Source organism: Sphingomonas sp. P3_C5 (genome assembly GCF_056402635.1).
Genome location: NZ_JBFUHA010000010.1, coordinates 111,920 through 138,358, shown reverse-complemented (window position 1 = coordinate 138,358; position 26,439 = coordinate 111,920). Strand labels below are relative to the sequence as shown.

The following is a 26,439-nucleotide window of genomic DNA, read 5'->3' as shown; positions in this document are numbered from 1 at the left end:
TGATCGGCTCCCCGTCCCCGGGCAACCATGTGGGTCGGGGAGCCGTTTCTATTTCCAAGAACAGAAGAACTGAAGAACGGAGATGGCCATGCGCCGTGTTGTCGTAACCGGGCTTGGGCTCGTGACGCCGCTGGGCGCCGATGTCGAAACTGCCTGGGCCAACATCATTGCCGCCAAATCGGGCGCGGCCACGATCACGCGCTTCGACGCGACTGATTATGCTTGCCGCATCGCCTGCGAGGTGAAGCCGCCTGAGCATGAATATGGCTTCGATCCCGGCAAGCGCGTCGACCATAAGGTGCAGCGCCAGGTTGATCCATTCATCATCTATGGCATCGATGCCGCCGGCCAGGCGCTGGAAGATGCCGGCCTGACAGAGATGACCGAGGCCGAGCGCTTTCGCGCCGGCTGTTCGATCGGCGCCGGGATCGGCGGTCTGCCGGGCATCGCCAGCGAATCGATCGTGCTCCACGAAAAGGGTCCGCGCCGCGTCTCCCCGCATTTCGTCCATGGCCGCCTGATCAATCTGATCACCGGCCAGGTGCAGATCAAATATGGCCTGATGGGTCCGAACCATGCGGTCGTGACCGCCTGCTCGACCGGCGCACATTCGATCGGCGACGCAGCGCGCATGATCGCGATGGATGATGCCGATGTGATGCTCGCGGGCGGCGCTGAGGGCGCGATCTGCCCGCTCGGCATCGCCGGCTTCGCCCAGGCGCGGGCGCTGTCGACCAATTTCAACGATACACCCGAGAAGGGCAGCCGGCCCTATGACCGGGACCGTGACGGTTTCGTGATGGGCGAAGGCGCGGGCGTTGTCTGCCTCGAGGAATATGAGCGGGCCAAGGCGCGCGGCGCGAAAATCTATGCCGAGGTGATCGGCTATGGTCTGTCGGGCGACGCTTATCACGTCACGGCGCCGCACCCCGAGGGCTCAGGCGCGTTCCGCTCGATGGAAATGGCGATGCGGAAGTCAGGGCTCGCGCTCTCCGACATCGATTATATCAATGCGCATGGCACCTCGACTCCGCTCGGCGACGAGCTTGAGCTGAACGCGGTGCGGCGGCTGTTCGGCAACAATATCGACACCTTGTCGATGAGCTCGACCAAATCGGCGATCGGGCATCTGCTTGGCGGCGCGGGCGCGGTCGAGAGCATCTTCTGCATCCTGGCGATGCGCGACCAGATCGTGCCGCCGACGCTCAACCTCGACAATCCGAGCGACAATTGCGCCGGGGTCGATCTGGTGCCGCATGTCGCGAAGAAGCGCTCGGTCAAGGCGGTGCTCAACAACAGCTTCGGCTTTGGCGGGACCAATGCCAGCCTCGTGATGCGGGCGATTTAGCAAAAGTGCGCAAGCTCGGCTGCTTCGCGCTGTTGCTGGTGCTGGCGGCGATCGCGCTGGGCTTTGTCGGGCTGCAATATTGGGGCGGGAAGGGTCCGCTCAAACACAATATCACGGTCGAGATAGCGCCGGGCACCAGTCTGGCCGGCGCCTCGACTCAGCTTGAAAAGGCCGGGGCGATCAGCTCGGCGCAGCAATTCCGGTTGTTTGCCAAGATCCTGGGATCCGACGCGCCGATCAAGGCCGGCGAATATCGGCTTCCGGCGCATATCCCTCAATCGGACATCCTGAAGGTCCTGCAGGGCAGCAAGACGCTGCAGCGTTTCGTCACCATTCCCGAGGGCTGGCCGTCAGTGATGGTGAAGGAGGTGCTCGACAAGACGCCTGGGCTCACCGGTACGGTGGCAGTGCCGCTCGAGGGCACGATCCTGCCGGACAGCTACAGTTTCCAGCGCGGCAACACCAAGCAGTTCATCGTCGATCGCATGCAGCGCGCCATGGTCAAATATCTCGCTGGCGCGTGGGAACGGCGCAAGCCGGGACTGGCGGTCAGCACACCACGCGAGGCGCTGATCCTCGCATCGATCGTCGAGAAGGAAACCGGCAAACCAAGCGAACGGCGCCTGGTCGCGGCGGTCTATTCCAACCGGTTGAAGCGCGGGATGATGCTGCAGGCCGATCCAACGATCATCTATCCGATCACCAAGGGTAAACCGCTGGGGCGGCGCATTCTCGGATCCGAAGTGCATGCGGTGAACGCGTACAACACCTATGCGATGACCGGGCTGCCGGCGGGGCCGATCTGCAATCCTGGGCGGGCGTCGATTGATGCGGTGCTCGATCCTGCACCGTCGAACGCGCTGTACTTCGTTGCGGACGGAACCGGCGGGCATGTGTTCGCCGATACGCTCGAGCAGCATAATGCGAATGTGCAGAAATGGTATGCGATCAGGCGGTCGCGCGGGGAGATGTGACCTTCTCAAGCCCCTCCCCTTCAGGGGAGGGGTTGGGGGTGGGGGACTCTGCCTCACCCTTGACGTTGCTTGAGGCACTGCCCCACCCCAACCCCTCCCCTGAAGGGGAGGGGCTTTTAGCGACGCAATCCCGCCGCAGACCGTGCTTTCGCCTCCACCTCGGCCATCGAGCCGCCGGTTATCCAGCTTCCACCCACGCAAAGCACCGGCTTGAACGCGAGCCATTCAGGCGCGCTTGCCTGGGTGATGCCGCCGGTCGGGCAGAACTGGCATTGGTAGAAGGGCGCGGCGAGAGCCTTCAGTGCTTTCAGTCCGCCTGACGCCTCGGCCGGGAAGAATTTGAAATGGCTGAGCCCGAGCTCGAGCCCAAGCATGATGTCGGCCGCATTGGCGATGCCCGGGAGGAAAGGAACGCCGCTGGCGATGATCGGCTTGGCCAGCCGCTCGGTGAGGCCCGGCGAGACGATGAACTCGACGTCGGCCTCCATCACCTGCTCGAACTGCTCAGTCGAGACGACTGTGCCGGCACCGACGATCGCGCCCGGAACCTTTTTCATCTCACGGATCGCGTCGAGCGCGGCGGGCGTCCGCATCGTCACTTCGAGCACTTTCAGCCCGCCGGCGACCAGAGCTTCAGCCAGTGGCCTGGCAGTCGAGGCGTCTTCGATCACCAGCACCGGGATAACGGCGCTGGTCCGCATGATCGCTTCGATACCGCTCATCGGGCATGCTCCTGGGCAAAGGCGGCCGCGGCGCCGAACAGGCCGGGCTGGGGGTGAGTGATGAGCTTCACCGGTATCGCTTCCATCATCGTCCGGAAACGGCCTTTCGCCGAAAAACGCTCGGAGAAGCCCGAATGCACCAGATGATTTTTGAGTCTCAGACCCAATCCGCCTGCGATGATGACGCCCTTCGCCCCCTGCGCCAGCGCGAGATCGCCCGCTACCGCGCCGAGGCTGAGGCAGAAGCGATCGAGCGCGGCGAGTGCGAGGCTGTCATTACCCTCGAGCGCCATCAGCCAGATTGCCTTGTCATCGAGCCGCGGCACCGCACGGCCCTCGATTTCCGCGAGCATTTCGTAGATCGCGACGATGGCGGGGCCGGCGACGATCCGCTCGGTCGAGACCCGGTTAAACGTCTTGCGCAGCCGCGCGAGCAGTGCGTCCTCGATCGCGTCGAGCGGCGCGAAATCGATATGGCCGCCCTCGGTCTCGATCACGTTATACCCATCGGGTCCGCATAAAATCTGCGCCACGCCGAGCCCGGTGCCGGGCCCGCAAACCGTCAATATGCCGTTCTTGGCGAACGGCGCATCGGGGCCGCAAAGGTGAAGGAAATTATTGTCGGGCAGCTGCGCCGCGGCATGGCCGATCGCGCCAAAATCATTGATCAGGACGAATTCATCGACGTGGAGCCGCTCCTTGATCAGAGCAGGGCGGATGATCCACGGGTTGTTGGTGAGCTTGATCACCTCGCCGCCAATTGGCGAAGCGACCGCGATGGCGGCAGCGCGCGGCAAAGGACGGTCGAGCGAGGCAGCGAAAGCCTCCCACGCGGTCTGCAGACTCGCATGGTCAGCGGTGCTCAGCATCGAGGTTTCACCAAGCGAAATGACGCGCCCATTCGCGATCTCGGCGATGGCGAAACGCACATTGGTTCCGCCAATATCGACCGCGACGACTTCCATATTTACCATCCCATTGCAGCCATTACGGCTGATGCACCTTTTTCGGCCTCGTTCGCCGAGGCGCGGAACAGTGAGAACATCTCGCGTCCCATGCCCTGAGCGGCCGGCGGCGCCTCGACGGGGATGCGGGCATTCCACTCGGCGTCATCGACCAGGGCGACGAGTTCGCCGGTCTCAGCGGACATCCGGATAAGATCGCCGTCGCGCAGCTTCGCGAGCGGCCCGTCGCCAAGCGCCTCGGGCGAGCAATGGATTGCGCACGGCACCTTTCCACTCGCTCCGGACATGCGGCCGTCAGTGACGAGTGCGACCCGGTACCCGCGATTCTGCAACACGCCGAGGGGTGGGGTAAGCTTGTGGAGTTCGGGCATGCCGTTCGCGCGCGGGCCCTGGAAGCGAACGACCACAACGACATCGCGGTCGAGTTCGCCGGCCTTGAACGCAGCCTGCACGGCAGCCTGATCCGAAAAGACGCGTGCGGGCGCCTCGATCGTCCAACGGTCGCGATCGACAGCGCTCACCTTGATGCAGGCCCGGCCGAGATTGCCGGTGAGAATGCGGAATCCGCCCTCGGCCGCGAATGGCGCCGACGGCGCGCGCAGGATCGTATCGTCTCCACTAGCCCCCACATCCCCCCAAACAAGCGCCCCCGCCTCGATTCCGGGACGTTTGGCGTACGTTGTCATGTCACTCCCGGCGACTGTCTTCAAGTCCTGATGAAGCAGCCCCGCATCAAGAAGTTGGTGAATGACCCAGGGCATACCCCCCGCATCTTCGAAAGCGTTCACGTCAGCGGCACCGTTGGGATAGACCCGGGCGATCAGCGGGATGGCCTTTGAAAGCCGGTCGAAATCCTCCCAATCGATCACGATGCCGGCTGCGGCCGCGATGGCGGGAAGGTGGAGCAGGTGGTTGGTCGAGCCGCCGGTCGCGAGCAGACCGATGGCTGCATTGACAATCGCCTTTTCGTCGACGCATTCGCCCAAGGGGCGATAGTTGTCGCTGTTCCAGCCGATTTCAGCCAGGCGGTGAACGGCGGCGCGGGTCAGCTCCTGGCGGAGCTTCGTGCCGGGATTGGCGAAAGCGGCACCGGGCATGTGGAGACCCATGATCTCCATCATCATCTGGTTCGAGTTTGCCGTTCCGTAAAAGGTACAGGTGCCCTTGGAGTGATAAGCGGCGATCTCGGCGTCGAGCAGATCGTCGCGACTTGCCTTGCCTTCAGCGAATTGCTCGCGAACCGCTGCCTTTTCCTTGTTGGGGAGGCCCGAACGCATCGGACCACCGGGAATAAGGATCATCGGCAGATGGCCGAAACGGAGGGCACCCATCAACAAGCCGGGCACGATCTTATCGCAGATGCCGAGCAGGGCAGCGCCCTCGAACATGCCGTGGCTGAGCGCGATCGCAGTGGACAGCGCGATCGTGTCGCGGCTGAACAGCGAGAGCTCCATGCCGGGATAGCCCTGCGTGACCCCGTCGCACATCGCCGGCACGCCGCCGGCGACTTGAGCGGTGGCACCGGCTTCGCGTGCCCAGACCTTCATCTGCTCAGGATAGCGATAATAGGTCGCGTGGGCCGAGAGCATGTCATTGTAGGATGTGACGATGCCGATGTTCATGCCTCGGCCGGCCTTCATCGCGTCGCGGTCTTCCTCAGTGCCGGCATAGCCGTGCGCTAGGTTGGCGCAGCCGAGCGTTGGCCGCTCGATATGCTGATCGCGTTCGCGCCGGATCAGCGCGAGATAGGCGTCCCGGGTCGGCTTCGACCGGGAGATGATCCGGTCAGTGACCGCGCTCACATCGGCGTGAAGGCTCATGCGGGGCTCCAATGGATGTCGACCGGCAGCTCTGCGTCGGCAAGGACGCGGCCGATCGGGTAGGAGGAAGACGGGCCCTGCTTGATCGCGGCCTCGATCACCTTGCGCTTGGCATCGCCGGTGACGGCGATCATCAGCGCCTTGGCCGAGACGATCGCGGCGCGGCTGAGCGTGATCCGGGCGACCGGCGCCTCGGGCGGCAGCGGCTCCGGCATCACACCGAGCGCGCGCCGCTCGCGCGGGCCGTTGATCGCCTCGTCATAATCCGGGCCGGGGAAGATCGAGGCGGTGTGGCCATCTGCGCCGACGCCGAGCAGGCAGAGGTCGAGTGGCCAGTGCAGATCGCCGAGCCGAGCATCGGCTGCCTTGCCGGCGGCGCGATAATCCTTGGCGGCCTCGCTCACGATCGGGATGACTCGGGCGCCCTTGGACAGGAAGGTCTTGCCGATCGCAGTGATGTTCGAGAGCGGATCGCCCAGCGGGACAATGCGCTCATCGGTCGGGATGATCGTGACGCGCTTCCAGTCGAGCTTGGTCGCTGCGAGCTTTTCATAGATCGGCAAAGGCGTCTTGCCGCCCGGCAGCGCGATCACGCACCCGCCGCGCGCATCGATCGCGCTTTCGATCACGAAGCCGATATCGCCAGCGACTGCCGCCGCCATTTCGGCCGCGTCGTCATAATCCCACCATTCGATTTCGTCGCTCATACTCTCACTCTCACTCGTTCATTTCACAGGGTTCGCGTCAGCGGGCGAGACCGTCAATCGTCCTGCCAGGTAACGCCGTCGCGCTCCGTCAGCGCGATCGCCGCCGATGGGCCCCATGTGCCCGACCCGTAATTTTTCGGCTTCACGTCGTTTGCGGCCCAGCCGGCGCGGATCGCGTCGATCCATTCCCATTGCGCCTCGACCTCGTCGCGGCGGACGAACAGCGTCGGATCGCCCTCGATCAGGTCGAGCAGCAGCCGCTCATAGGCGATGCGTCGGCGCGTGCCAGCGAATTCGGCGTCGAGACTCAGGTTCAGCGGCACCTCGCGCAGGCGGATTCCGTCGCGGTCGAGGCCCGGCTCCTTGGCCATCACCAACAGCTGGACATATTCCTCGGGCTGCAGGCGGATGATCAGCATGTTGGGCTGAAGCAGGCCCCCACGGCTCGCGAACATCGAATGCGGTACAGCCTTGAACTGGATCGCGATCTCGGAATGGCGGTTCGGCATGCGCTTGCCCGTGCGCAGATAGAATGGCACGCCCTGCCAGCGCCAGTTATCGACATGCGCCTTGACCGCGACGAATGTCTCGGTGATCGATGGCTTGCCGAGCTCGTCGATATAGCCCTTCACGATCTCGCCATTGACCGCCCCCTGGGTATATTGGCCGGTCACGGTGACGTGCGGCACATCCTCCGGGTTGATCTTGCGGAGCGAGCGGAACACCTTCGCCTTCTCGTCGCGAATTGCGGTGCCGTCGAAGCGGGCAGGGGGCTCCATCGCAATCAGCGCGACCAGTTGCAGGATGTGGTTGGCGACCATGTCGCGGAGAGCGCCGGCCGTGTCGTAATAACCAGCGCGATCCTCGAGCCCGACCGTCTCCGCGACGGTGATCTGGACATTGTCGATGCCTTGCGCATTCCAGATCGGCTCGAAAAAGCTGTTGCCGAAACGCAGCGCGAGAATGTTCTGGACGGTTTCCTTGCCGAGATAATGATCAATCCGAAAGGTACGATCCTCGGGGAAAGCGATCGCGACCGCGTCGTTGATCTCCTTGCTCGAAGCGAGATCATAGCCGAGCGGCTTTTCGAGGCCGATCCGCGTCCTGGGCCCGGCGAGGCCGCAGGATTCTAGACCCTTGATGGTTGGCTCGAACAGGAAGGGCGCAGTCGACAGGAAGATGGCGAGGCCGCCCGACACATCGCCGACTTTTTCGGCGAGCTTGGGAAAACCCTCGACCTTCGAGGCATCGAGCGACTGATAGCCGATCCGCTCGAGGAAGGTTTTGACCGCCTTATCGTCCTTGCGATCCTCAGGCAGGAACTCGTCGAGTGCATGCTTCGCGAATTTGCGGTAGCTCGCATCGTCATGGTCGGAGCGCGCGGTGCCGGTGATCGTCAGTCCCTCGGGCAACAGGCCATCGGCGTGGAGGCCATAGAGTGACGGCAACAGCATGCGCTGCGCGAGATCTCCCGTCGCGCCAAACAGCAACAGCTTGCCCACAGGGTCGCGCATAGTGTCTCCTGGAAATCTCGTTCGGCGCCGCGCCTACCAGAGGCGGAGGCGGGGGGCCAAGCGCGAATAACTAGTCCGGTGGGCGTTAAAGCACCAGTCCAGCCGCCGGATCGAACCCGGCCATGATGTTGAGGCTCTGAACGGCTGCGCCGGCCGCGCCCTTGCCGAGGTTGTCGAGCGTGGCGATCAGCCGCGCCTGACCGGTCTCGGCATTGCCGCAAACGCGCAGGGTGAGACGGTCTGTGCCGGCATCGTCCTCGATCTGGACGATCGAGACATCGCCCGCGGCGACCGTGACGATCGGCGAATCCTTGTAAGCCTCGCGCAGCACCGTCTCGCAGGCGGCAAGCGAGGGGCGCCGGACGAACATATGGAGCGGCAGCGGCACCTCGACGATCATGCCGCGATAGGTATTGGCGACCGAAGGCGCGAAGATCGGCGGATGCTCGAGCCGCGCCTGTTTCTGCATCTCCGGCACATGTTTGTGCGCGCCGCCGAGCGCATAGGCGCGTGCTGCCGGCACGGGGCCGCCACCTTCAAACTCAGCGATCATCGATTTGCCGCCGCCCGAATAGCCGGAGATTGCGTTGACGGTGATCGGCCAGTCGGCCGGAACCAGCCCGGCGCGTACCAGAGGCCGCACCAGCGCAAGGAAGCCGGTGGGATAGCAGCCGGGGTTCGAGACCCGCGCGGCTTCGGCGATCGCCATGCTCTGGCCGGGCTCGAGCTCCGGGAAACCATAGGTCCAGCCATCGGCGACGCGGTGTGCGGTCGAGGCGTCGATCACGCGCGTATGGGCATTGTCTATCAGCGTGACGGCTTCGCGCGCGGCGTCGTCTGGCAGGCACAGAATGACGAAATCGCTGCTGTTGATCGCTTCTGTGCGTGCCGCGAGATCCTTGCGCTTGCTCTCTTCGAGCTTGACCAGCGCGATATCATCCCGCCCGGCGAGCCGCTCGCGGATTTCCAGGCCAGTGGTGCCTTCAGCGCCGTCGATGAAAACAGTGAAGCTCATACTACCGAATCCAGCGCGGTCTCGTCGACATAGCCGACCAGGTTATGGGCAACCGCGATTCCCCAGGCATTGCCGCCGGCGATATCAAGCACCTCGAAGATCTCGCCCGGGCGGAGTGTGGCGAGAATCGCCGCATCGCCTTCAGGAGAGCAGAGCAGCGAGGTTTCGGTCGCGACTCGACGCGGCATCGGTGCTGCATAATGGGGCGCGAACACGCGGTCAGCGAGACGAATATCAGCAACGTCGCGCCGAACAGCCTGTGTCAGCGGATCAAAAACGACCGACGGCCCGAGAAGCGCAAAGCTCCTACGCGCTGGCCCGCCGGGCAACTGGCTGATCGGCGTCGCCGATGAACTGGCCAAACTCTTCAAGAAATTCTGCCCCTTCAGAGGTACGCGCGACGAAAATATTACGCTTGTCGGTTTCGTCCCGCTGACGGCGCAGATAGCCGAGCGACCCGAGCCTGTTCAAGGCGCGCGTTACCACTGGCTTCGAAACGTTTAAAAGCCGTGCCAGTCCGCGCACCGTATGTGGGCCGGGATTGAGATAAACGACCATCAGCAGCGCCATCTGGCGATTGGTGAGATCAGGCTCGCCCGATCGCACATAATCCACCAGGGTCCGCATCCAGCCGTTGAGCGATCGATCAGGAATTGTGGCCACAAAAAACTTCCATTCACCCGGGCTCCGCAAGGTGGAGCTCTGGCCTGTAACGTTCCTGAACGCAGCTGGTTTCAGTGCGCAGGCGAAATGTCTTGCGATGTGCGGCGGGCGGTGGTTGATCGGAGAGCGCGGCTCGCCTATGTGCCCGCCTTCCCCAGCCACAGGTTGCGCTTTTTCATGTTCACCTTCCTTCTCGTCGTTCAGGCGATCATCGCCGCCAGTCTGGTAGCCACCATCCTGGTGCAAAAGTCCGAGGGTGGTGGGCTTGGCATGGGGGGAAGCCCTTCGGGTCTGATGTCCGCGCGCGGCGCTGCCGATTTCCTGACGCGGCTCACCACGATCCTGGCCACTCTGTTCGTCGGCCTGAGCATCGGGCTGGCGGTGATCGCGGCCTCTGGGCACACTTCGAAGATCGATGCTTCGCAGGCGACCAAGGCACCCGATAGCAGCACGGTTCCGGCGAGCCAGCCGGCGACGGCACCGCAGACCCCGGCGGCGCCCGCCCAGGCACCGACCGGCAATAGCGGCGTACCGCTCCAGCAATAGCCTCCCGGTCTTTTCAGCTTTTCCGGGTTTTTTTGAACTAAGTGGAGTCGCGCGCTTGTCGCGCGCCCCCGAACGACGCTAGGCATTTCCTCCCATGGCGCGGTTTATTTTTATCACCGGCGGCGTGGTCTCCTCGCTCGGCAAAGGTCTCATGGCAGCGAGCCTCGCGGCTCTCCTGCAGGCGCGCGGCTATCGCGTGAGAATCCGCAAGTTCGATCCGTATCTGAACGTCGATCCCGGCACGATGTCGCCCTATCAGCACGGCGAAGTCTATGTGACCGACGACGGGGCGGAGACCGATCTCGATCTCGGCCATTATGAGCGCTTTACCGGCGTTGCCTCCCGCCAGTCGGACAATGTCACTTCGGGGCGAATTTACCAGCAGATCATCACCCGCGAGCGCAAGGGCGACTATCTGGGCGCCACCGTTCAGGTGATTCCGCACGTCACCGATGCGATCAAGGAATTCGCCCAGGCCGAGACCGAGGACCTGGATTTCGTGCTGTGCGAGATCGGCGGCACGGTTGGCGATATCGAATCGCTGCCGTTCATCGAGGCGATCCGGCAGCTGCGCAACGATCTCGGTCGCGGCCAATCCGTCAGCATCCACGTGACGCTGGTGCCCTATATCGCCGCGGCGGGCGAGCTGAAGACCAAGCCGACCCAGCATTCGGTTCGCGAACTTGCAGCGCTCGGCGTGCAGCCTGACGTGCTGGTCTGCCGCTGCGAACAGCCGCTCCCGGCAAGCGAACGCGCCAAGATCGCGCTGTTCTGCAACGTCCGCACCGAGGCCGTGATTCCGGCGCTCGATGCGAAGAGCATTTATGCAGTGCCGACTCAATATCATGCCGAGGGTCTCGATTTAGAGGTACTCAAGGCATTCGGAATCGAACCCGGACCTGCACCGCGGCTCGATCGGTGGGAAGATATTCTCGACCGGCTGCATAACCCCGAGGGCGAAGTCACGATTGGCGTGGTCGGCAAATATGTCGGCCTGCCGGATGCTTACAAGTCGCTTCACGAGGCGCTGGTGCATGGCGGCATCGCCAACCGGGTGAAGGTCAACATTCAATGGCTCGACGCCGAACTGTTCGAACGCGACGCCGATGATGTGGCCGCACGGCTCGAGCCGATGCACGCGATTTTGGTTCCCGGCGGGTTCGGCGAGCGTGGCAGCGAGGGCAAGATCGCCAGCGTCCGCTTCGCGCGCGAGCGCCGGGTCCCCTTTTTCGGCATCTGCCTCGGCATGCAAATGGCATGTATCGAAGGCGCGCGCGCGGGCGGCGTCGAGCATGCTTCGACCACTGAATTCGGCCCGACCGATGAGCCGATCGTCGGCCTGATCACCGAATGGATGGCTGACGGCGCGCTACAGAAGCGCGAGGAAGGCGGCGATCTCGGCGGCACGATGCGGCTTGGCGCCTATCCCGCAGTGCTGGCCGGCAACAGCGTCGTCGCTTCGGTCTATCAGAGCGACGAGATCAGCGAGCGGCATCGCCATCGCTACGAAGTGAACACGCATTACCGCGATGCGCTGGAGCAGGGCGGACTGGTCTTTTCGGGCATGTCGCCTGACGGGACGCTGCCCGAGATCGTCGAGCGGCCCGATCATCCCTGGTTTATCGGCGTCCAGTTCCACCCCGAACTGAAGAGCAAGCCGTTCGATCCGCACCCGCTGTTCGCGAGCTTCGTCGAGGCGGCGGTGCGGCAGAGTCGACTGGTTTAGGCACGCTTCATAAGCGGATTTGTCTACACACCGGTTTCGCAGCCCGTCGCCGTGCAACCGTTGCACAAGGGTTGCGCATGCCGCAGTGCGCCGCTGCACCTGCCAATCGCGCCGGACGCTCGTTATCGGAGCGCTACTCAGGCCGCCATTCGGCACTTTGGCCGCAATTCAAGGAACCGCCATGTCGAAACCTTTCGGGATTTCCGTCGCGTTCGCCGCGCTGATTCTCACCACCGCGCCCGCCATAGGGCAGCGTCACCCCGGTCCGTCCAAGCTCAGGGACGCCGATCATTCCCCTCCGACTACCGTGATCGCGGCACCGGGCAATGACAGCTCCACCGACGGTCATGTGAAGGTATTCGATGGCGCGACCCTGCGCGCGGGTGATCCGCAACCGGATAACGCTGCCGACGGTCATGTGAAGGTGTTTGATGGCGCGACCCTGCGCGCCGGCGAACCGCAACCTCAGGAAGCTGCCAAACCGCGTCTCTTCGCTCGCAAGGCGGGCGAGCCGCCGGAAGCTGCTCCGCAACCGGAAGGCGAGGAATCCGCGGCAGCCCGGATGCAGACCCAAAATAATCTCAAGCAGATAGGCCTCGGCGCCCATTGAGGCGGAAGAACAGCCAGACAATTATGGATTAAAGGGGGCGGCAGCGCTGACGCGCATGTCGCCCCAATGCCGTGTTGTTCGAAGAACTAGTTCGGCGTGCCGATCCGGTCGGCCTGGGCATCATATTCCACTGCCATCGCGCTCAGCACCTCAATCGCCTGGCGGTCACCGATGGCGTTGGCGAGGCGGCGGCAGCGCGCTGCCTGGCAGCGCAACGTTTCCAGTTGGCGCTGGTCGGTCACGTCAAGCAACAGGTTGATTGCACCGGCGAAATTCCCGTCCGCATTGAACCACGGCGTCGGGAAGGGCATGAACTGAACGCGTGTGCCGTCCGGGCGCTCGGCGATCGCTTCTACATTGCGGATCCGCCGCCGCTCGCGAATGGCGATCGCCATCGGGCAGTCGGCATGGGGGAGAGGCTCTCCCTCAAGGGTGAAGAGGCGCCACGTCACGCACCAGCGGTCATGCCGAAGGTCAGGCGTGCGACCCGCCAGGGCGATGCAGGCGCGGTTGTAATAGGTGATCGAACCATCGGGAGCGGTAACATAAATGGCCGCGGGAAGTGTATCGAGCGCTTCGGTCAACGCGTCACGGCCGCCCCATTCGACCGCCGAAAGGGCTGTTTCTACCAGCGATTCAGCAAATTCGACCCTTTGGTTCACCACGCCCCCCAAGGCCATTATAGACCTGTGTTCGGGCATTTAAACGCAAAACGCGCTCGGGAGTTCCCAGAAATCGTGTGATCGGCGCAAAGAGCGTGAAAAGGGCGCCCGGACCAACGGCCCGGACGCCCGACAGATGTAACGCTAACAACCGATCTTACGCGGCAGCGCTTTCGTCACGGCCGCCTTCGACTGCCATCAGCGGCGCGCCGGTCTTGATCGCGACCGTCTTGGGCTTCATCGCCTCCGGCACTTCGCGGACGAGTTCAATCGTCAGCAGGCCGTCGTTCAACCGCGCATCGTCCACCCGGACGAAATCGGCGAGCTCGAACCGGCGCTCGAAGCTTCGATTGGCAATGCCGACATGGAGGAAAGCGGCATTCGCGCCTTCCTTCTCGGCCTTGCTGCCCTTCACCTGGAGCAGGTTCTGCTGCGCGGTGATCTCGATCTCGTCGCGGCCGAACCCGGCCACGGCGAGCGTGATCCGGTAGCGGTCGTCAGCGAGCTTTTCGAGATTGAAGGGAGGATAATTGTCCGCAGCCGACTGTCGTGCGCTGGTTTCGAGCATGTCGAACAGGCGGTCGAAGCCGATCGTCGAGCGGCGGAAAGGGGTTAAATCGAACTGACGCATCACGTGTCTCCTTGATAAGCGAGATATTCGTCGAAGGGGCACCCGCACATGCGCGGCACCCTGGATTCACGCGGCCCTTATGGCGCCGCGCACCGCAAATCTGGGGCGCTTCACCGAGGTTTCAAGAGGGGAAATGGCGGATTTGCGCGGGTGAAAGCTCAACTTTTGAGGCGGCAAGTTCTTACGGGGGTGAAACCATATCGAATTGGTAGGCATTATAGCTGCGACTCGGATAGCCGAGGATAAAGGGGATATCGATGCTCGCCCACTTGCCTGCCCTGTTGCTTGCCCAGACCGCCCTCAGCTCGCCGACTGTCAGCGCCGAAATTGCGGCCACGACTGCCGCTCCGGCGCCCGCTGCTCCGGATGCGCAGGCCGCTACGCCGGAGACCATCGCACCGGACGCGGCAGCGCCGAGTTCCGGCGATATCGTCGTGACCGCACGGCGGCGCGAGGAGAGGGCACAGGAAGTACCGCTCGCACTGTCAGTGGTCGGCGGAGCGGAGATCAGCCGCACCGGTTCCTTCAACGTCAACCGGCTCCAGCAGCTTCAGCCAACGCTCCAGTTCGTCTCGAGCAACCCGCGCAACTCGGCGATCAATATTCGCGGCCTTGGTGCGCCGTTCGGCCTCACCAATGACGGCATCGAACAGGGCGTCGGCTTCTATCTCGACGGTGTCTATGTCGGGCGCGCCGGCGCTGCGACCTTCGACTTTGTCGATGTCGACCGCGTCGAAATTCTGCGCGGCCCGCAGGGGACGCTCTACGGCAAGAACACCACCGCTGGCGCAATCAACGTCACGACGCGCCCACCAAGCTTCTCGCCTGAGGCGCGTTTCGAGGTGAGCGGCGGCAATTATGATTTCCTGCAGATCAAGGGGTCTGCATCGGCGCCGATCATCGACGACAAACTCGCCGTCCGGGTCTCGGTGTCGCGCACCAGCCGCGGCGGCACGATCCATGACGTGACGACTGACGAAGATATCCACCGGCAGGATAATTTCAGCGCTCGGGGGCAATTGCTGTGGCGCGCGACGCCCGATCTCAGCTTCACGCTGGCTGGTGATTTCAACCTCCAGAACCCGTTATGCTGCGTGCAATATTATGCGTACGTCGCGCCGACGCAGCGCCCTCTGAACAGGCAATATGCGTCGCTCGCCGCGGCGTTGCACTACGCTCCACCGAGCACCGACCCATTCGACCGGGTGACCGACCTGGATGCTGATCTGAACGCGAAACAGGAGATGGGCGGCGCTTCCCTGGTTGGAAACTGGGATATCGGATCGGCCACAATCACCTCTGTCAGCGCGTGGCGCTACTGGGACTGGAAGCCGGCGAATGACCGTGACTTCACCGGCCTGCCGATCACCACGGTCTCGGCGAATCCCTCACATCAGACACAGGAATCGCAGGAGCTCCGTATCGCTTCGAACGGGAAGCAGAGCCTGCAATACACCTTTGGTGCCTTCTTCTTTCACCAGCAGATCAATACGCACGGCCTGCAGGTTCAGGGCTCGGCGGCGAGCCGGTGGCTGCTCAATCCAGGGTCATCAATACCGGTGGGCTCGAGCGCCTGCGCCGCCTCATCGCCTGATGCCTGCAACCCGTTGGTCCTGAACGGCCTGACCTCGACCAACACGATCAGTTTCAACAACACCAGCTTCGCCGTGTTCGGCAAGCTGAACTGGGCCGTGACGGACAAGCTCCACCTCCAGCCCGGGCTTCGCGTCAATTATGACAAGAAGTCAGGCTTCTATGATGCCGTCGTCAGCATTCATAACAGCCAGTATGACTTTGTCGCGACGGCGGACAATGTCGCTGCGTTGTTGGCTGCCTATCCGGCTGGAGCTGCCAAGACGACGTTTACGAACCAGATCAATACGCTGGCCCCACAGCGCTACAGCCCGCGCTTCAGCGCATGGAACGTGTCGGGCGACGTGACGCTCTCTTATGATTTCACGCCTGACGTCCATGGCTACGCGACCTATGCGCGTAGCTTCAAGTCGGGCGGGATCAACCTTTCGGGCCTGCCGCTCAATGCGACCAATACCGGTGTTGACCTGACCACGCAGACCGTGAAGCCGGAAAAGGTCAATCATTTCGAGCTCGGCCTGAAGACCCAGTTCCTCAACCGACGCGTGACGTTGAATCTCGCCGGCTTCTGGGATGATGTCTATGATTTCCAGGCGACGGTGAACAATGGTCAGACGACCGTCATTCGCGGCTATCTCGCCAATGCCGGCCAGGTTCGGGTGCGCGGCATCGAGTTCGACTCGTCGTTCCGCCCCACCGATCGCTTCAACATCTATGCCAACGGCGCCTATACCGATGCCAAATATGTGCGCTTCGTCAACGCACCGTGCCCGCCCGAACTGGCTGGCGGCAACCCGGCGTTGAATGGCGCGACGCCGTCGCCGGCGGGAACGCCAGGGCTGAGCCCGCTCGTTTGCGACATATCGGGCCAGGTGCTGCCCGGCGTGTCGAAATGGGCTTTCTCTTACGGCGCGGAATATAATGTGCCGGTCGGCGAGGGGCAGGTCTACCTCGGCTATGACGGCAGCTATCGTTCGAAATACTCGTCGAACCCGTCCTACTCCGCCTATATGAATATCAACGGCTATGCGCTTTCGAACTTCCGCCTTGGCTATCGGCACAAGGATTTCAATGTCTATGGTTGGGTCCGCAACGCGTTCGCCAAGAATTACTACGAGTTGCTGAGCGCTCAGTCGGGCAGCACTGGCCTGATCGTCGGTCAGCCGGGTGACCCGCGCACTTTTGGCGGGACGATCAGCAAGTCGTTCTAAGGGTGGGTGCGCTCTCCATGGGATGTCCTGCGGAGAGCGGCCCAGCTTTCGCCGGCTGCACTACCGCCAGAATCGGAAACGCCCGGGCTGTTTCCAACCCGGGCGCCTGCGTGACGACTGCTCGTCAGCCCCCTTGTCCGCTTCCGCTACCAGGCTCGTTTCCCGAGCGGCGCTGAAAGCATTCCCCGAACCACGGCCGTTGCCTGTGTGTCAGTGAAAGGATTGCTAGGTGCGGACCTGCAGTTTGTCACCGGGAATGTGGCGATCCCGAACGGATTACGGCAACCCTGTGGCGATTGCGCAACAGGCCCGTTCAGTTGCCAGCAATGCACGCGCGCCTTAGAGCTACGCCGATTCTCTCTCCGGACGGGTTGTTCCGAACATCATGATCCTGTCGCGCTACGAACGCATGATCGCCCGCCGCTACCTGCTGCCGGGCAAGGGCGAGGCGTTCATCCTCGTCGTCGCCGCCTTCAGTCTTGGCGCGGTGATGCTCGGCGTCTTCGCGCTGGTGGTGGTGACGAGCGTGATGACTGGCTTTCGCGCCGAGCTGTTCGACAAGATCGTCGGGTTGAACGGCCATGCGGTCGTCCAGGGTATTGGCGGGCAATTGCCCGACTGGCGCAACGTGATGACGATCGCGAAGGCAACGCCTGGCGTGACCAGTGCGACACCGCTGATCGAACAACCGCTGATGACCACCTTCAATGGCCGAGTCGAAGCGGTGCTGCTGCGCGGCATGCGAGTCGAGGATATCCGCACTAATCCGACGATCAGCACCAACGTCGTGATGGGCTCGCTGAAAGGCCTTACGCCCGGCAGTAATCAGATTGCGATCGGATCGGGCCTTGCCGATGCGCTGGGCGCGCAGGTCGGCAGCCAGGTGTCGCTGATCAGCCCGCAGGGCCAGACCACGCCGTTCGGCACGGTGCCGCGGATCGTCAACTACACGGTCGGCGCGATCTTCAAGGTCGGCATTTATGATTATGACAAAGCCTATGTGCTGATGCCGATGGAGGACGCCCAGACCCTGTTGCTGATGGGCGATTCGGTTCAGATGATCGAGCTCCAGACGGCTGACCCCGACAATGTCGGGCCGATTCTCGCGCCGCTGGCCGAGAAGGTAGGAGGCAGGGCGGTCGTGCAGGACTGGCGGCAGATGAATGCACAATTGTTCGAGGCGCTGGCGGTTGAGAGCGTAGTGATGTTCTGCGTGCTGAGCCTCATCATCCTGGTTGCCGCATTCAACATCGCCTCATCGCTGATCATGCTGGTGCGCGCGAAGACCCGCGACATCGCCATAATGCGCACGATGGGCGCCACGCGGGGCGGGATGATCAGGATTTTCATGACCGTGGGCACCACGATCGGCGTGCTGGGGATCGTCTCGGGCCTGATCCTGGCATTCATCGCCCTCTATTTCCGCCAGCGCGTGGTGGATTTCGTGCAATATATCAGCGGGCAGAATCTGTGGGATCCGTCGATCCGCTTCCTCGCCGAATTGCCCTCCAAAACCAACCCATTCGAGGTGATCGGGATCGTGTCGATCGCCTTGCTGCTGACGTTCCTCGCGACGCTCTACCCTGCGTTCAAGGCGGCGAGCACCGATCCAGTCCAGGTGCTGCGCTATGAGTGAGCCGGTATTAGCGGTCGCGGGTTTGACCCGCAGCTTCGCCCAGGGCGGCGTGACCATCGAGGTGTTGCGCGGCGTCGACCTAACTGTCGGCGCGGGCGAGATCGTGGCGCTGCTCGGCGCGTCGGGGTCGGGCAAATCGACCCTGCTCCAGGCAGTCGGGCTGCTCGAAGGCGGTTTCGGTGGCTCGATCCGCATCGCCGGCGAACAGGCTGCTAAGCTCGATTCGGATGGGCGCACCCGCGTGCGCCGCGATCAGCTCGGCTTTGTCTATCAGTTCCATCACCTGCTGCCCGATTTCAACGCGACCGAGAATGTCGTGCTGCCCCAACTGATCAAGGATCGCACGCGTAAGGAAGCGGATGCGCGCGCTGCCGAGCTGCTGAGCGCGCTCGGCCTCGGTCACCGGCTGACTCACCGCCCGAACCAGCTTTCAGGTGGCGAGCAGCAGCGCGTTGCGGTCGCGCGCGCGCTCGCCAACCGCCCCGCGCTGGTACTTGCGGACGAGCCGACCGGCAATCTCGACGAGGCGACTGCCGATGTAGTGCTTGCGGAGTTCCTTCGACTGGTGCGCGAAGAGGGCTCGGCTGCTCTGGTCGCGACGCATAATGAGCGCATGGCGCTGAAGATGGATCGGGTGGTGCGGCTGCATGACGGGCGGCTGGTGTGAGCGTCTGGCGTGAGACGCCGACGCTGGCTGGCAGGCACGTCACGCTGCGTCCGCTGGCGATGGAGGATCGCGGGGCGCTGCTTGAGGCGATGGCTGACGGCGATCTCGCCTCGCTCTTCTATACCTTCGTGCCATCGCCGGAGACAGTGGACGCCTGGTTCGACAAGGTGTTCGCCGAGCGCGACGCCGGGCGTGTGCTGCCGTTCGCGGTGATTGCAGCTGACGGCCGGCTGTCGGGCACGACGCGCTTCATGAGGATGAGCGAGGCTGACAAACGCCTTGAAATCGGCGGCACGCTCTATGCGAAGAGCGTGCAGCGCACCGGGCTCAACACCGAGGCGAAGCGGCTGCTGCTCGGCCATGCCTTTGACGGGCTCGGCTGCCGCTGTGTCCAGATCCGCACGGGCTGGCACAACCGCGCCTCACGGGCGGCGATCGAGCGGCTCGGCGCCAAGCTCGACGGGGTGCTCCGCAACCACAAGATCATGCCCGACGGGCATTTTCGCGACACGGTTGTTTACAGCATCATTACCGACGAATGGCCCGGGGTACGCGCCAATCTCGACTTGCTGATGGCCCGTCATGAGGAGAAGAGCGCATGACGGCGATCACCGAGATGAAGGCTCGGCTGCCCTAGTCGCGACACATAATGAGCAGATGGCGTTGAAGATGGATCGGGTGATGCGGCTTCACGACGGACGGCTGGCATGAGCAACTGGCGCGAAACGCCAGTGCTGAGCGGCGGGCACGTCACGCTGCGTCCGCTGGCGATTGAAGATCGCGACGCGCTGGTCGCGGCGACCTCCGACGGGCGGCTTTGGGAGCTATTCTATTCACTCGCGCCCGGGCCCGAGACCATCGACCTCTGGTTCGCCTACACCTTCCGCGACCAGGAGCAGGCGCGGAGCATGACCTTCGCGGTCGAGGATAAAGCCGGTCGGGTCGTCGGCTCGACCCGCTATCTGCGGATGAACGAGTCCAATCGGCGCGTTGAGATCGGCGGCACCTTTTACGCCGCCAGCGTGCAGCGCTCGGGCGTCAATACCGAGGCCAAGCTGCTGCTGCTCACACATGCGTTCGAGACGCTGGGCTGCGTTTGCGTGCAGTTCAGGACTGACTGGTTCAACAAACGCTCCCAGGCCGCCATCGAACGACTTGGCGCCAAGCAGGACGGGGTGTTGCGTGGGCAGCGGATCATGCCTGATGGACGCGTTCGCGATACGGTGGTCTATTCGATCCTCGACCATGAATGGCCAGGCGTACGCCGCAACCTGCAGATGATGCTGGGCCGTCACGAGGAGAAGAGCGCATGACCGCGATCACCGAGATGAGCGTCAAGGCAGCCGACGGCAGCGTCGCGGATCTGTCCGCTTATGCCGGCAAGGTGCTGCTGATCGTCAACACGGCTTCGAAATGCGGCTTCACCCCGCAATATGAGGGGCTCGAGGCGCTGCACCGTAAATATGCTGACCGTGGCTTCGAGGTGCTCGGCTTCCCCTGCAATCAGTTCGGCGGACAGGAGCCGGGCGACGCGGCTGAGATCGCCAATTTCTGCTCGCTGACCTATGACGTGACCTTCCCGGTCTTTGCCAAGATCGACGTGAATGGCGACAATGCCGATCCGCTGTTCGAGAGGTTGAAAAGCGACGCGCCGGGGCTGCTCGGCTCCAAGGGTATCAAGTGGAACTTCACCAAGTTCCTGGTCGACCGCAGCGGGAAGACTGTGGAGCGCTATGCGCCGACGACCAAGCCGGGCGATATCGAGGCTGATATCGAGAAGCTGCTGGGGTAGCTCGCCCGCCGTTCAGCCCTCAGGCAGGCGCCACGCTTGTGTCCGCGATCGCGATGATGCCGCTCATCAGGAAGCTGACGCCGAGGATATAACCCGGCAGGGTTCGCGCGGTCAGCGGGATCGTCCAGATGATGAAGGGGGCGAGCAACAGATTGACCACCGGAGCGTGGAACGGTTCGGGTGACGATCCACAGCAATTTGCCGGCATGGCCTTCACAGAATCGGATCAGGAACGCATAGTCGCGATATGCCGCATTCAGCGTTCGTGCCCCTTCGTATTTTCTCGTCCTACACGATGCTCGACGGCGCGATCGAGCCAAAGGCAATCGCCAAGCGCGCCAAGGAGCTCGGCTTTCCCGCCGCTGCGCTGACTGATCGCAATGGCCTCTACGCGGCGATGGCTTTTTCAGATGGCTGCAAGGCAAGCGGCGTCCAGCCGATCATCGGCGCGATGCTTGGTCTTGCCCGCCCGGACATGCCCGAGGGGATGGAGGCGCCGCTCGACTGGCTCGCGCTCTATGCGCAGGACGAGACCGGCTATGAGAATCTCTGTGCGCTGGTGTCGCGAGCTCATCTGGATCGGCCGCTTGAACTCCTGCCGCACGTCGACTTCGCGGCGCTCGAGGGGCGCACCGAGGGGCTGATCGCACTGACCGCGGGTGGAGAAGGGGGGCTCACCCGCCTGTTCGCCGAGGGCCAGACCGATAGGGCACTGGCCTATGCCGATCGCCTCCAGGCGCTGTTCCCCGACCGGCTCTATATCGAGCTGGTCCGCCGCCTCGACGAGACCGAAGGCAAGGCGGAGCCGGCATTGCTCGATCTCGCTTATGCACGAGATCTGCCGATCGTCGCGACGAACCCCTGTTGCTTTGCCGAGCAGGAATTCGGCGACGCGCATGACGCGATGCTGTGCATCGCCCATTCGACTTATATCACCAGCACCGATCGCCCGCGCAGCTCGCCGGATGCCTGGATGAAGCCGGCCAAGGACATGCGGCTGCTGTTCGCTGATCTGCCCGAGGCGATCGCGAATACGCTGGTCGTGGCGCAGCGCTGTGCGGTGATGGCGCCGTATCGCAAGCCGATCCTGCCGAGTCTGGCGGGCGACCCGGCGGCTGAGGCTGAGGCGCTGCGTCGCGATGCTCGGGCAGGGTTGGAGAAACGGCTGAAGCGGATCGAGGAGTTGGCGGGCTCTGCCCCTTCTTCCTTATCCCCCTCCCGCTTGCGGGAGGGGCTAGGGGAGGGCGTGTCCTCAGACGCGGCGTCCGAAGTTGTGACAGGCCCTCCCGCAAGCGAGAGGGGAGAAGAAGAAGACTGGCGCCAGCCTTACCGCGACCGTCTTGAATTCGAGCTCGATGTCATCATCCAGATGGGGTTCCCGGGCTATTTCCTGATCGTCGCCGATTTCATCAAATGGGCGAAGGACCATGACATTCCGGTCGGCCCGGGCCGCGGATCGGGCGCGGGTTCAGTGGTCGCCTGGTCGCTGACTATCACTGATCTTGATCCAATGAAGCTCGGCCTGCTCTTCGAACGCTTCCTCAACCCGGAACGCGTGTCGATGCCCGATTTCGACATCGACTTTTGCGAAACGCGTCGCGGCGAAGTGATCCGCTACGTCCAGGAGAAATATGGCCGCGACCAGGTCGCGCAGATCATCACCTTCGGAAAGCTGAAGGCGCGCGCGGTGCTGAAGGATACCGGCCGCGTGCTCCAGATGAGCTACGGCCAGGTCGATCGCCTCGCCAAGCTGATCCCGAACCACCCGACCGACCCCTGGACACTCGACCGCGCGCTCAACGGCGTCTCCGAGCTCCACGCCGAATACAAGAGCGATGCCGGCGTGCGCCACTTGCTCGACCTTGCGATGAAGCTCGAAGGCCTGCCGCGCCACAGCTCGACCCATGCCGCCGGCGTGGTGATCGGCGATCGGCCGCTGGCTGAACTCGTGCCGCTCTACCGCGATCCTCGGTCCGACATGCCCGTTACTCAGTTCGACATGAAATATGTCGAGGGTGCGGGGCTGGTGAAGTTCGATTTCCTTGGCTTGAAGACGTTGTCGGTGCTGAAGAAAGCGGTTCAGCTGCTGGAAGCCCGGAACATCCATGTCGATCTCGACGCGCTCGAATGGGAAGACGAGGGCGTCTACAAGCTCCTCCAGAAGGGCGACACGGTCGGTGTGTTCCAGCTGGAATCGGAAGGGATGCGGCGCACGCTTGCGGCAGTCCGCCCGTCCAATTTCGGCGACATCATCGCGCTCGTCTCGCTGTACCGCCCAGGCCCGATGGACAATATCCCGAGCTTCGGCGCCCGCAAGAACGGCCGCGAGCCGATCACCTATCCGCATCCCCTGCTCGAGACGATCCTGGCCGAGACCTATGGCATCTTCGTCTATCAGGAACAGGTGATGCAGGCCGCGCAGATCCTGGCCGGCTATAGCCTCGGTCAGGCCGATCTGCTGCGCCGCGCGATGGGCAAGAAGATCCAGGCCGAGATGGACGCGCAGCGCGCCGGGTTCGTCGAGGGCTGCCTGGCAGTCAACAAGATCMCGGCGGCAAAGGCGAACGAGCTGTTCGATTTGATCGACAAGTTCGCCGGCTATGGCTTCAACAAGTCGCACGCCGCCGCTTATGCGCTGCTCGCCTATCAGACGGCGTGGCTGAAGGCGCATTATGCGGAGGAATTCTACGCCGCGTCGATGTGCTTCGACATGACGCTGACCGACAAACTCGGCATCTTCACGGACGATATGCGACGGATGGGCGTCGCCATCCTGCCGCCGGACATCAACCGCAGCGAGGCTGAGTTCTCGGTCGAGAGTACGCCTGACGGGCTCGCCGTCCGCTATGCGCTCGCAGCGCTCAAGAGCGTGGGTGAAGGCGCGATGGAGCGGGTGGTAGCCGAGCGCGACGAGAACGGCCCCTTCACCTCGCTCGATGATCTGGCGCGCCGGGTCGATCCGCGCATGTTCAACAAGCGCCAGCTCGAAACGCTCGCCGCCGCCGGCGCATTCGACTCGCTCGATACGAACCGCGCCGGCATCTTCGCCACTGCCGAAACGATCCTCGCCACCGCAGCCCGCGTCCATGATATGCGGATCAGCGGGCAGGGGGGATTATTCGGCGGCACGGATGCAGTCGAACCGGCGATCAAGCTGCCGCTATCGGCGCGCTGGACGCTGGCGCAGCGGATGGAACAGGAAAGGGAAGCGTTCGGCTTCTATTTCTCGGCACACCCGGTCGATCGCCATGCGCATCTCGCCAAGATGCACGGCGCGCGCAGTTATGCGGCTTTGGGCGAGCTCGCCATTCCCGATGACGGGACCCGGTCGGGTGCGACGATGGCGGCCCTGGTCGAGGATGCGCGGTGGCGGACCTCGGCGCGGGGCAAACGCTATCTGATGGCGACGCTCTCCGATCCGACCGGACAGTTCATCGCGACCTGTTTCGATGACGCAGTCGCTGCCGATCTCGAAGAGGCTGCGCGCAACGGCGGTTGCGGGCTGGTGACGGTCGAGCTCGATCGCCGGCCGGGCGAGGATACGCCGCGGGTTACGGTGAAGCGCATTCAGCCGTTCGAGACACTCGCCAATAGCGCTCGGTTCGTGATGGAATTGTCGGTGGCGACCCCCGAAGCGATGGCGGCGCTGGGCAGCCTCATCGCAGAGGCGCGCGGCGCGCGGGGCGAGGTGTGGGTCAATGCTGCCTTGCCCGATGGCGGCGTGGCGCGGGTACTGCTTGGCCGCGACTTCCTCCTCGACGGCGAACTTGCGACGCGGATCGAGAACCTGCAGGATGTGAGCAACGTGACGCTGAAGACCTCCGAGACGAGGCTGGCGCTCGTGGGATGACCTATTCCCCCCCGTTTACGGGAGGGGCTAGGGGAGGGCCTGTTATAGGCGTGAATAGTCGGGCAGGCCCTCCCCCAGCCCCTCCTGCAAGCGGGAGGGGAGAAGAAGCGGGAGGGGAGATACGCGTGCTAGGTGGAATGCAGGACTTCGAACTCCGGGTGCCGCGGCTGCTCGATCACGCCGCGCGAGAGCATGGCACTCGTGAGATTGTAAGCGTCTGGGCCGATGGCAGTGAGACCCGTACGAACTGGGCCGGCATCGCCCGCGACGCCCGGAAACTGTCGCAGGCGCTCGAAAAGCTCGGCTGCAAGCCCGGCGACCGCATCGCCACGCTGGGCATGAACCACAGCCGCCATCTCGTCTCCTGGTACGGCGCGATCGGGCTGGGCGGGGTGATCCACACCATCAACCCGCGCCTGTTCGACGAGCAACTCGTCTATATCGCCAACCATGCCGAAGATCGGGTGCTGTTCTACGACAAGGTCTTCCAGCCGCTGATCGACCGGCTGAAGCCGCAATGGACCAGCATCGAGCATTATGTGGTGTTCGACGGTGATGGGCCGAACAGCTTCGAGGCGCTGATCGCCGCCCAGGATGGTGACTATCAATGGGTCGAGGGCTCCGAGCGCGATCCCTGTATGCTCTGCTATACCAGCGGCACCACCGGAAATCCCAAGGGCGTGCTCTACCAGCATCGCTCGACCATGATCCACGCCATGGCCGAGGTCGCGCCCTGGGTGTTCAACCTCTCGCCCCGCGCGGTGGTGCTGCCGATCGTGCCGATGTTCCACGCCGCCGCCTGGGGACTGCCCTTCGCCGGTGCGCTGTCGGGCGCGAAATTCGTCTATGCCGCGGTCAATGATCCGGCGCTGCTCTGCCGCCTGATGAACGACGAGAAAGTGACGCATTCCGCCGGCGTGCCCACTGTGTGGCTCTCGATGTTCCAGCATATGGACAGCAGCGGCGTGGTGCCGCGCCATCTCCAGCAGGTGACGATCGGCGGCTCGGCCGCGCCGCGGGCGATGATCGAGCGGATCATGGGGATGGGGGTCACCGTCAAGCATCTCTGGGGCATGACCGAGACGTCGCCGATCGGCACTGCCGGCACGCCGCCGCCGCACTGGGACGAGATGAGCCTCGACGAAAAGCTCGATCTTGTCGCGAAACAGGGCCAGATCCCGTTCGGCATCGAGCTTCGCGTGCTCGACGATGACGACCGCGAACAACCGCGTGACGGCGTCAGCTCGGGCCGGCTCCAGGTGCGCGGTCCTTGGGTGATCAAGCGCTATTTCAAGGCCGATGCCGATGCGGTCGGCCCCGACAACTGGTTCGATACGGGCGATGTCGCGGTGCTTCACCCCGACGGCACGATGCAGATCACTGACCGCGCCAAGGACGTTATCAAGTCGGGCGGCGAGTGGATCAGCTCAGTCGAACTCGAAAACGCCGCGATCGGCTGCGCCGGCGTACACGAAGCCGCGGCGATCGGCGTCTATCACCCGAAATGGGATGAGCGGCCGATCCTGCTCGTCGTCCGCAAGCCGAGCAGCAATGTGAGCCCCGACGAAATCACCGATCATCTGGCGAAGCATGTCGCCAAATGGTGGCTCCCCGACGAGATCGTCTTCGTCGATGAACTGCCCCACACCGCGACCGGCAAGCTCCTCAAGACTGAGCTTCGGGCTCAGTTCAAGGATTACAAGCTGGCGGCCGCCTAGCGGCGAACAGGAAGGTTTTGGGCCTTCGGGCCCACCGGAACAATTTCAACCGTTGGAAAGGAAAAGGAA

General features: G+C 63.5%; 24 protein-coding genes and 1 pseudogene. 14 read left to right on the top strand and 11 right to left on the bottom strand.

The features are described 5' to 3' along the window. Positions 1-88: 88 nt before the first annotated feature. Positions 89-1,348, top strand: a complete 1,260-nt coding sequence (fabF, locus tag AC1DVS_RS21890) for a beta-ketoacyl-ACP synthase II (RefSeq protein ID WP_478026348.1) — start codon at positions 89-91, stop codon at positions 1,346-1,348. 5 nt (positions 1,349-1,353) lie between these two features. After that, on the top strand, positions 1,354-2,322 hold the full coding sequence (gene mltG, locus AC1DVS_RS21885) for an endolytic transglycosylase MltG (RefSeq protein WP_478026346.1): 969 nt from the start codon (positions 1,354-1,356) through the stop codon (positions 2,320-2,322). A 116-nt stretch (positions 2,323-2,438) separates the two neighbouring features. Here the strand turns inward: mltG and eda are convergent, their stop codons facing one another. From eda to AC1DVS_RS21845, 8 genes are all read right to left on the bottom strand, one after another. Beyond that, positions 2,439-3,044, bottom strand: a complete 606-nt coding sequence (eda, locus tag AC1DVS_RS21880; RefSeq protein ID WP_478026345.1) for a bifunctional 4-hydroxy-2-oxoglutarate aldolase/2-dehydro-3-deoxy-phosphogluconate aldolase — start codon at positions 3,042-3,044, stop codon at positions 2,439-2,441. Next, entirely contained in the window at positions 3,041-4,009 is a 969-nt protein-coding gene (glk, locus tag AC1DVS_RS21875) for a glucokinase (protein WP_478026344.1), read from the bottom strand. The genes eda and glk overlap by 4 nt, the downstream gene beginning before the upstream one ends. 2 nt (positions 4,010-4,011) lie before the next feature. Continuing rightward, on the bottom strand, positions 4,012-5,829 hold the full coding sequence (edd, locus tag AC1DVS_RS21870; RefSeq protein ID WP_478026342.1) for a phosphogluconate dehydratase: 1,818 nt from the start codon (positions 5,827-5,829) through the stop codon (positions 4,012-4,014). Next, complete coding sequence (gene pgl, locus AC1DVS_RS21865; protein ID WP_478026341.1) at positions 5,826-6,536, bottom strand: 6-phosphogluconolactonase; 711 nt, start codon at positions 6,534-6,536, stop codon at positions 5,826-5,828. Before pgl ends, edd begins: the two co-directional genes overlap by 4 nt. 53 nt (positions 6,537-6,589) lie before the next feature. Then, positions 6,590-8,050 (bottom strand): glucose-6-phosphate dehydrogenase, encoded by a 1,461-nt coding sequence (gene zwf, locus AC1DVS_RS21860; protein WP_478026340.1) that lies wholly within the window; start codon positions 8,048-8,050, stop codon positions 6,590-6,592. A gap of 85 nt (positions 8,051-8,135) precedes the next feature. Further along, the gene (argC, locus tag AC1DVS_RS21855; RefSeq protein WP_478026338.1) at positions 8,136-9,065 is read right to left on the bottom strand and encodes an N-acetyl-gamma-glutamyl-phosphate reductase; all 930 of its coding nucleotides are present in this window, start codon (positions 9,063-9,065) and stop codon (positions 8,136-8,138) included. Then, positions 9,062-9,253 (bottom strand): hypothetical protein, encoded by a 192-nt coding sequence (locus AC1DVS_RS21850; RefSeq protein ID WP_478026336.1) that lies wholly within the window; start codon positions 9,251-9,253, stop codon positions 9,062-9,064. Before AC1DVS_RS21850 ends, argC begins: the two co-directional genes overlap by 4 nt. A 118-nt stretch (positions 9,254-9,371) precedes the next feature. Beyond that, positions 9,372-9,692: a MarR family transcriptional regulator gene (locus tag AC1DVS_RS21845; RefSeq protein ID WP_478026399.1), complete on the bottom strand. Its 321-nt coding sequence runs from the start codon at positions 9,690-9,692 to the stop codon at positions 9,372-9,374. Between the two features lie 213 nt (positions 9,693-9,905). Here AC1DVS_RS21845 and secG point away from each other — a divergent pair, with 213 nt between their 5' ends. From secG to AC1DVS_RS21830, 3 genes are all read left to right on the top strand, one after another. Then, a complete protein-coding gene (gene secG / locus AC1DVS_RS21840) occupies positions 9,906-10,274 on the top strand; it encodes a preprotein translocase subunit SecG (protein ID WP_478026398.1) in 369 nt (122 codons plus the stop codon). Positions 10,275-10,368: 94 nt separating this feature from the next. Then, complete coding sequence (locus AC1DVS_RS21835; RefSeq protein WP_478026335.1) at positions 10,369-12,000, top strand: CTP synthase; 1,632 nt, start codon at positions 10,369-10,371, stop codon at positions 11,998-12,000. A 181-nt stretch (positions 12,001-12,181) separates the two neighbouring features. Continuing rightward, positions 12,182-12,610, top strand: coding sequence for a hypothetical protein (locus AC1DVS_RS21830; RefSeq protein ID WP_478026333.1), 429 nt, complete (start codon positions 12,182-12,184; stop codon positions 12,608-12,610). An 86-nt stretch (positions 12,611-12,696) separates the two neighbouring features. Here the strand turns inward: AC1DVS_RS21830 and AC1DVS_RS21825 are convergent, their stop codons facing one another. Together AC1DVS_RS21825 and AC1DVS_RS21820 are read right to left on the bottom strand one after the other, a co-directional pair. Further along, positions 12,697-13,275 (bottom strand): PAS domain-containing protein, encoded by a 579-nt coding sequence (locus AC1DVS_RS21825; RefSeq protein ID WP_478026331.1) that lies wholly within the window; start codon positions 13,273-13,275, stop codon positions 12,697-12,699. A gap of 154 nt (positions 13,276-13,429) precedes the next feature. Next, positions 13,430-13,903: an Hsp20 family protein gene (locus tag AC1DVS_RS21820; RefSeq protein WP_478026329.1), complete on the bottom strand. Its 474-nt coding sequence runs from the start codon at positions 13,901-13,903 to the stop codon at positions 13,430-13,432. A 257-nt stretch (positions 13,904-14,160) separates the two neighbouring features. Between AC1DVS_RS21820 and AC1DVS_RS21815 the strand changes: the two genes are divergently transcribed. The 7 genes and pseudogenes from AC1DVS_RS21815 (at position 14,161) to AC1DVS_RS21785 (ending at position 20,802) form a co-directional block, all read left to right on the top strand. After that, complete coding sequence (locus AC1DVS_RS21815; protein WP_478026327.1) at positions 14,161-16,707, top strand: TonB-dependent receptor; 2,547 nt, start codon at positions 14,161-14,163, stop codon at positions 16,705-16,707. A gap of 385 nt (positions 16,708-17,092) precedes the next feature. After that, the gene (locus tag AC1DVS_RS21810) at positions 17,093-18,343 is read left to right on the top strand and encodes a lipoprotein-releasing ABC transporter permease subunit (protein ID WP_478026325.1); all 1,251 of its coding nucleotides are present in this window, start codon (positions 17,093-17,095) and stop codon (positions 18,341-18,343) included. After that, entirely contained in the window at positions 18,336-19,010 is a 675-nt protein-coding gene (locus AC1DVS_RS21805) for an ABC transporter ATP-binding protein (RefSeq protein ID WP_478026323.1), read from the top strand. The genes AC1DVS_RS21810 and AC1DVS_RS21805 overlap by 8 nt, the downstream gene beginning before the upstream one ends. Continuing rightward, on the top strand, positions 19,007-19,612 hold the full coding sequence (locus tag AC1DVS_RS21800; protein WP_478026321.1) for a GNAT family N-acetyltransferase: 606 nt from the start codon (positions 19,007-19,009) through the stop codon (positions 19,610-19,612). The genes AC1DVS_RS21805 and AC1DVS_RS21800 overlap by 4 nt, the downstream gene beginning before the upstream one ends. 10 nt (positions 19,613-19,622) lie before the next feature. Then, a pseudogene (locus AC1DVS_RS21795) lies at positions 19,623-19,721 on the top strand (ABC transporter); the annotation flags it as partial. Beyond that, entirely contained in the window at positions 19,718-20,323 is a 606-nt protein-coding gene (locus tag AC1DVS_RS21790; RefSeq protein ID WP_478026319.1) for a GNAT family N-acetyltransferase, read from the top strand. The pseudogene AC1DVS_RS21795 and the gene AC1DVS_RS21790, both read left to right, overlap by 4 nt. Then, a complete protein-coding gene (locus AC1DVS_RS21785) occupies positions 20,320-20,802 on the top strand; it encodes a glutathione peroxidase (RefSeq protein WP_478026318.1) in 483 nt (160 codons plus the stop codon). Before AC1DVS_RS21790 ends, AC1DVS_RS21785 begins: the two co-directional genes overlap by 4 nt. A 19-nt stretch (positions 20,803-20,821) precedes the next feature. Here AC1DVS_RS21785 and AC1DVS_RS21780 read toward each other — a convergent pair whose 3' ends face one another. Next, a complete protein-coding gene (locus AC1DVS_RS21780) occupies positions 20,822-20,962 on the bottom strand; it encodes a hypothetical protein (protein ID WP_478026317.1) in 141 nt (46 codons plus the stop codon). A gap of 87 nt (positions 20,963-21,049) precedes the next feature. On the opposite strand from AC1DVS_RS21780, the gene dnaE reads away from it, so the two are divergent. Then, on the top strand, positions 21,050-24,652 hold the full coding sequence (dnaE, locus tag AC1DVS_RS21775; RefSeq protein ID WP_478026315.1) for a DNA polymerase III subunit alpha: 3,603 nt from the start codon (positions 21,050-21,052) through the stop codon (positions 24,650-24,652). Between the two features lie 137 nt (positions 24,653-24,789). Beyond that, positions 24,790-26,370, top strand: coding sequence for a long-chain fatty acid--CoA ligase (locus AC1DVS_RS21770; protein WP_478026396.1), 1,581 nt, complete (start codon positions 24,790-24,792; stop codon positions 26,368-26,370). Positions 26,371-26,439 lie beyond the last annotated feature (69 nt).

What these genes read in the sequence shown, in the direction of transcription:
- fabF (WP_478026348.1), top strand. Translation starts at nt 89, where the DNA reads ATGCGCCGTGTTGTCGTAACCGGGCTTGGGCTCGTGACGCCGCTGGGC.
- eda (WP_478026345.1), bottom strand. Translation starts at nt 3,044, where the DNA reads ATGAGCGGTATCGAAGCGATCATGCGGACCAGCGCCGTTATCCCGGTG.
- glk (WP_478026344.1), bottom strand. Translation starts at nt 4,009, where the DNA reads ATGGAAGTCGTCGCGGTCGATATTGGCGGAACCAATGTGCGTTTCGCC.
- edd (WP_478026342.1), bottom strand. Translation starts at nt 5,829, where the DNA reads ATGAGCCTTCACGCCGATGTGAGCGCGGTCACTGACCGGATCATCTCC.
- pgl (WP_478026341.1), bottom strand. Translation starts at nt 6,536, where the DNA reads ATGAGCGACGAAATCGAATGGTGGGATTATGACGACGCGGCCGAAATG.
- zwf (WP_478026340.1), bottom strand. Translation starts at nt 8,050, where the DNA reads ATGCGCGACCCTGTGGGCAAGCTGTTGCTGTTTGGCGCGACGGGAGAT.
- argC (WP_478026338.1), bottom strand. Translation starts at nt 9,065, where the DNA reads ATGAGCTTCACTGTTTTCATCGACGGCGCTGAAGGCACCACTGGCCTG.
- AC1DVS_RS21850 (WP_478026336.1), bottom strand. Translation starts at nt 9,253, where the DNA reads ATGCCGCGTCGAGTCGCGACCGAAACCTCGCTGCTCTGCTCTCCTGAA.
- AC1DVS_RS21845 (WP_478026399.1), bottom strand. Translation starts at nt 9,692, where the DNA reads ATGCGGACCCTGGTGGATTATGTGCGATCGGGCGAGCCTGATCTCACC.
- secG (WP_478026398.1), top strand. Translation starts at nt 9,906, where the DNA reads ATGTTCACCTTCCTTCTCGTCGTTCAGGCGATCATCGCCGCCAGTCTG.
- AC1DVS_RS21835 (WP_478026335.1), top strand. Translation starts at nt 10,369, where the DNA reads ATGGCGCGGTTTATTTTTATCACCGGCGGCGTGGTCTCCTCGCTCGGC.
- AC1DVS_RS21830 (WP_478026333.1), top strand. Translation starts at nt 12,182, where the DNA reads ATGTCGAAACCTTTCGGGATTTCCGTCGCGTTCGCCGCGCTGATTCTC.
- AC1DVS_RS21820 (WP_478026329.1), bottom strand. Translation starts at nt 13,903, where the DNA reads ATGCGTCAGTTCGATTTAACCCCTTTCCGCCGCTCGACGATCGGCTTC.
- AC1DVS_RS21815 (WP_478026327.1), top strand. Translation starts at nt 14,161, where the DNA reads ATGCTCGCCCACTTGCCTGCCCTGTTGCTTGCCCAGACCGCCCTCAGC.
- AC1DVS_RS21810 (WP_478026325.1), top strand. Translation starts at nt 17,093, where the DNA reads ATGATCCTGTCGCGCTACGAACGCATGATCGCCCGCCGCTACCTGCTG.
- AC1DVS_RS21805 (WP_478026323.1), top strand. Translation starts at nt 18,336, where the DNA reads ATGAGTGAGCCGGTATTAGCGGTCGCGGGTTTGACCCGCAGCTTCGCC.
- AC1DVS_RS21790 (WP_478026319.1), top strand. Translation starts at nt 19,718, where the DNA reads ATGAGCAACTGGCGCGAAACGCCAGTGCTGAGCGGCGGGCACGTCACG.
- AC1DVS_RS21785 (WP_478026318.1), top strand. Translation starts at nt 20,320, where the DNA reads ATGACCGCGATCACCGAGATGAGCGTCAAGGCAGCCGACGGCAGCGTC.
- AC1DVS_RS21770 (WP_478026396.1), top strand. Translation starts at nt 24,790, where the DNA reads ATGCAGGACTTCGAACTCCGGGTGCCGCGGCTGCTCGATCACGCCGCG.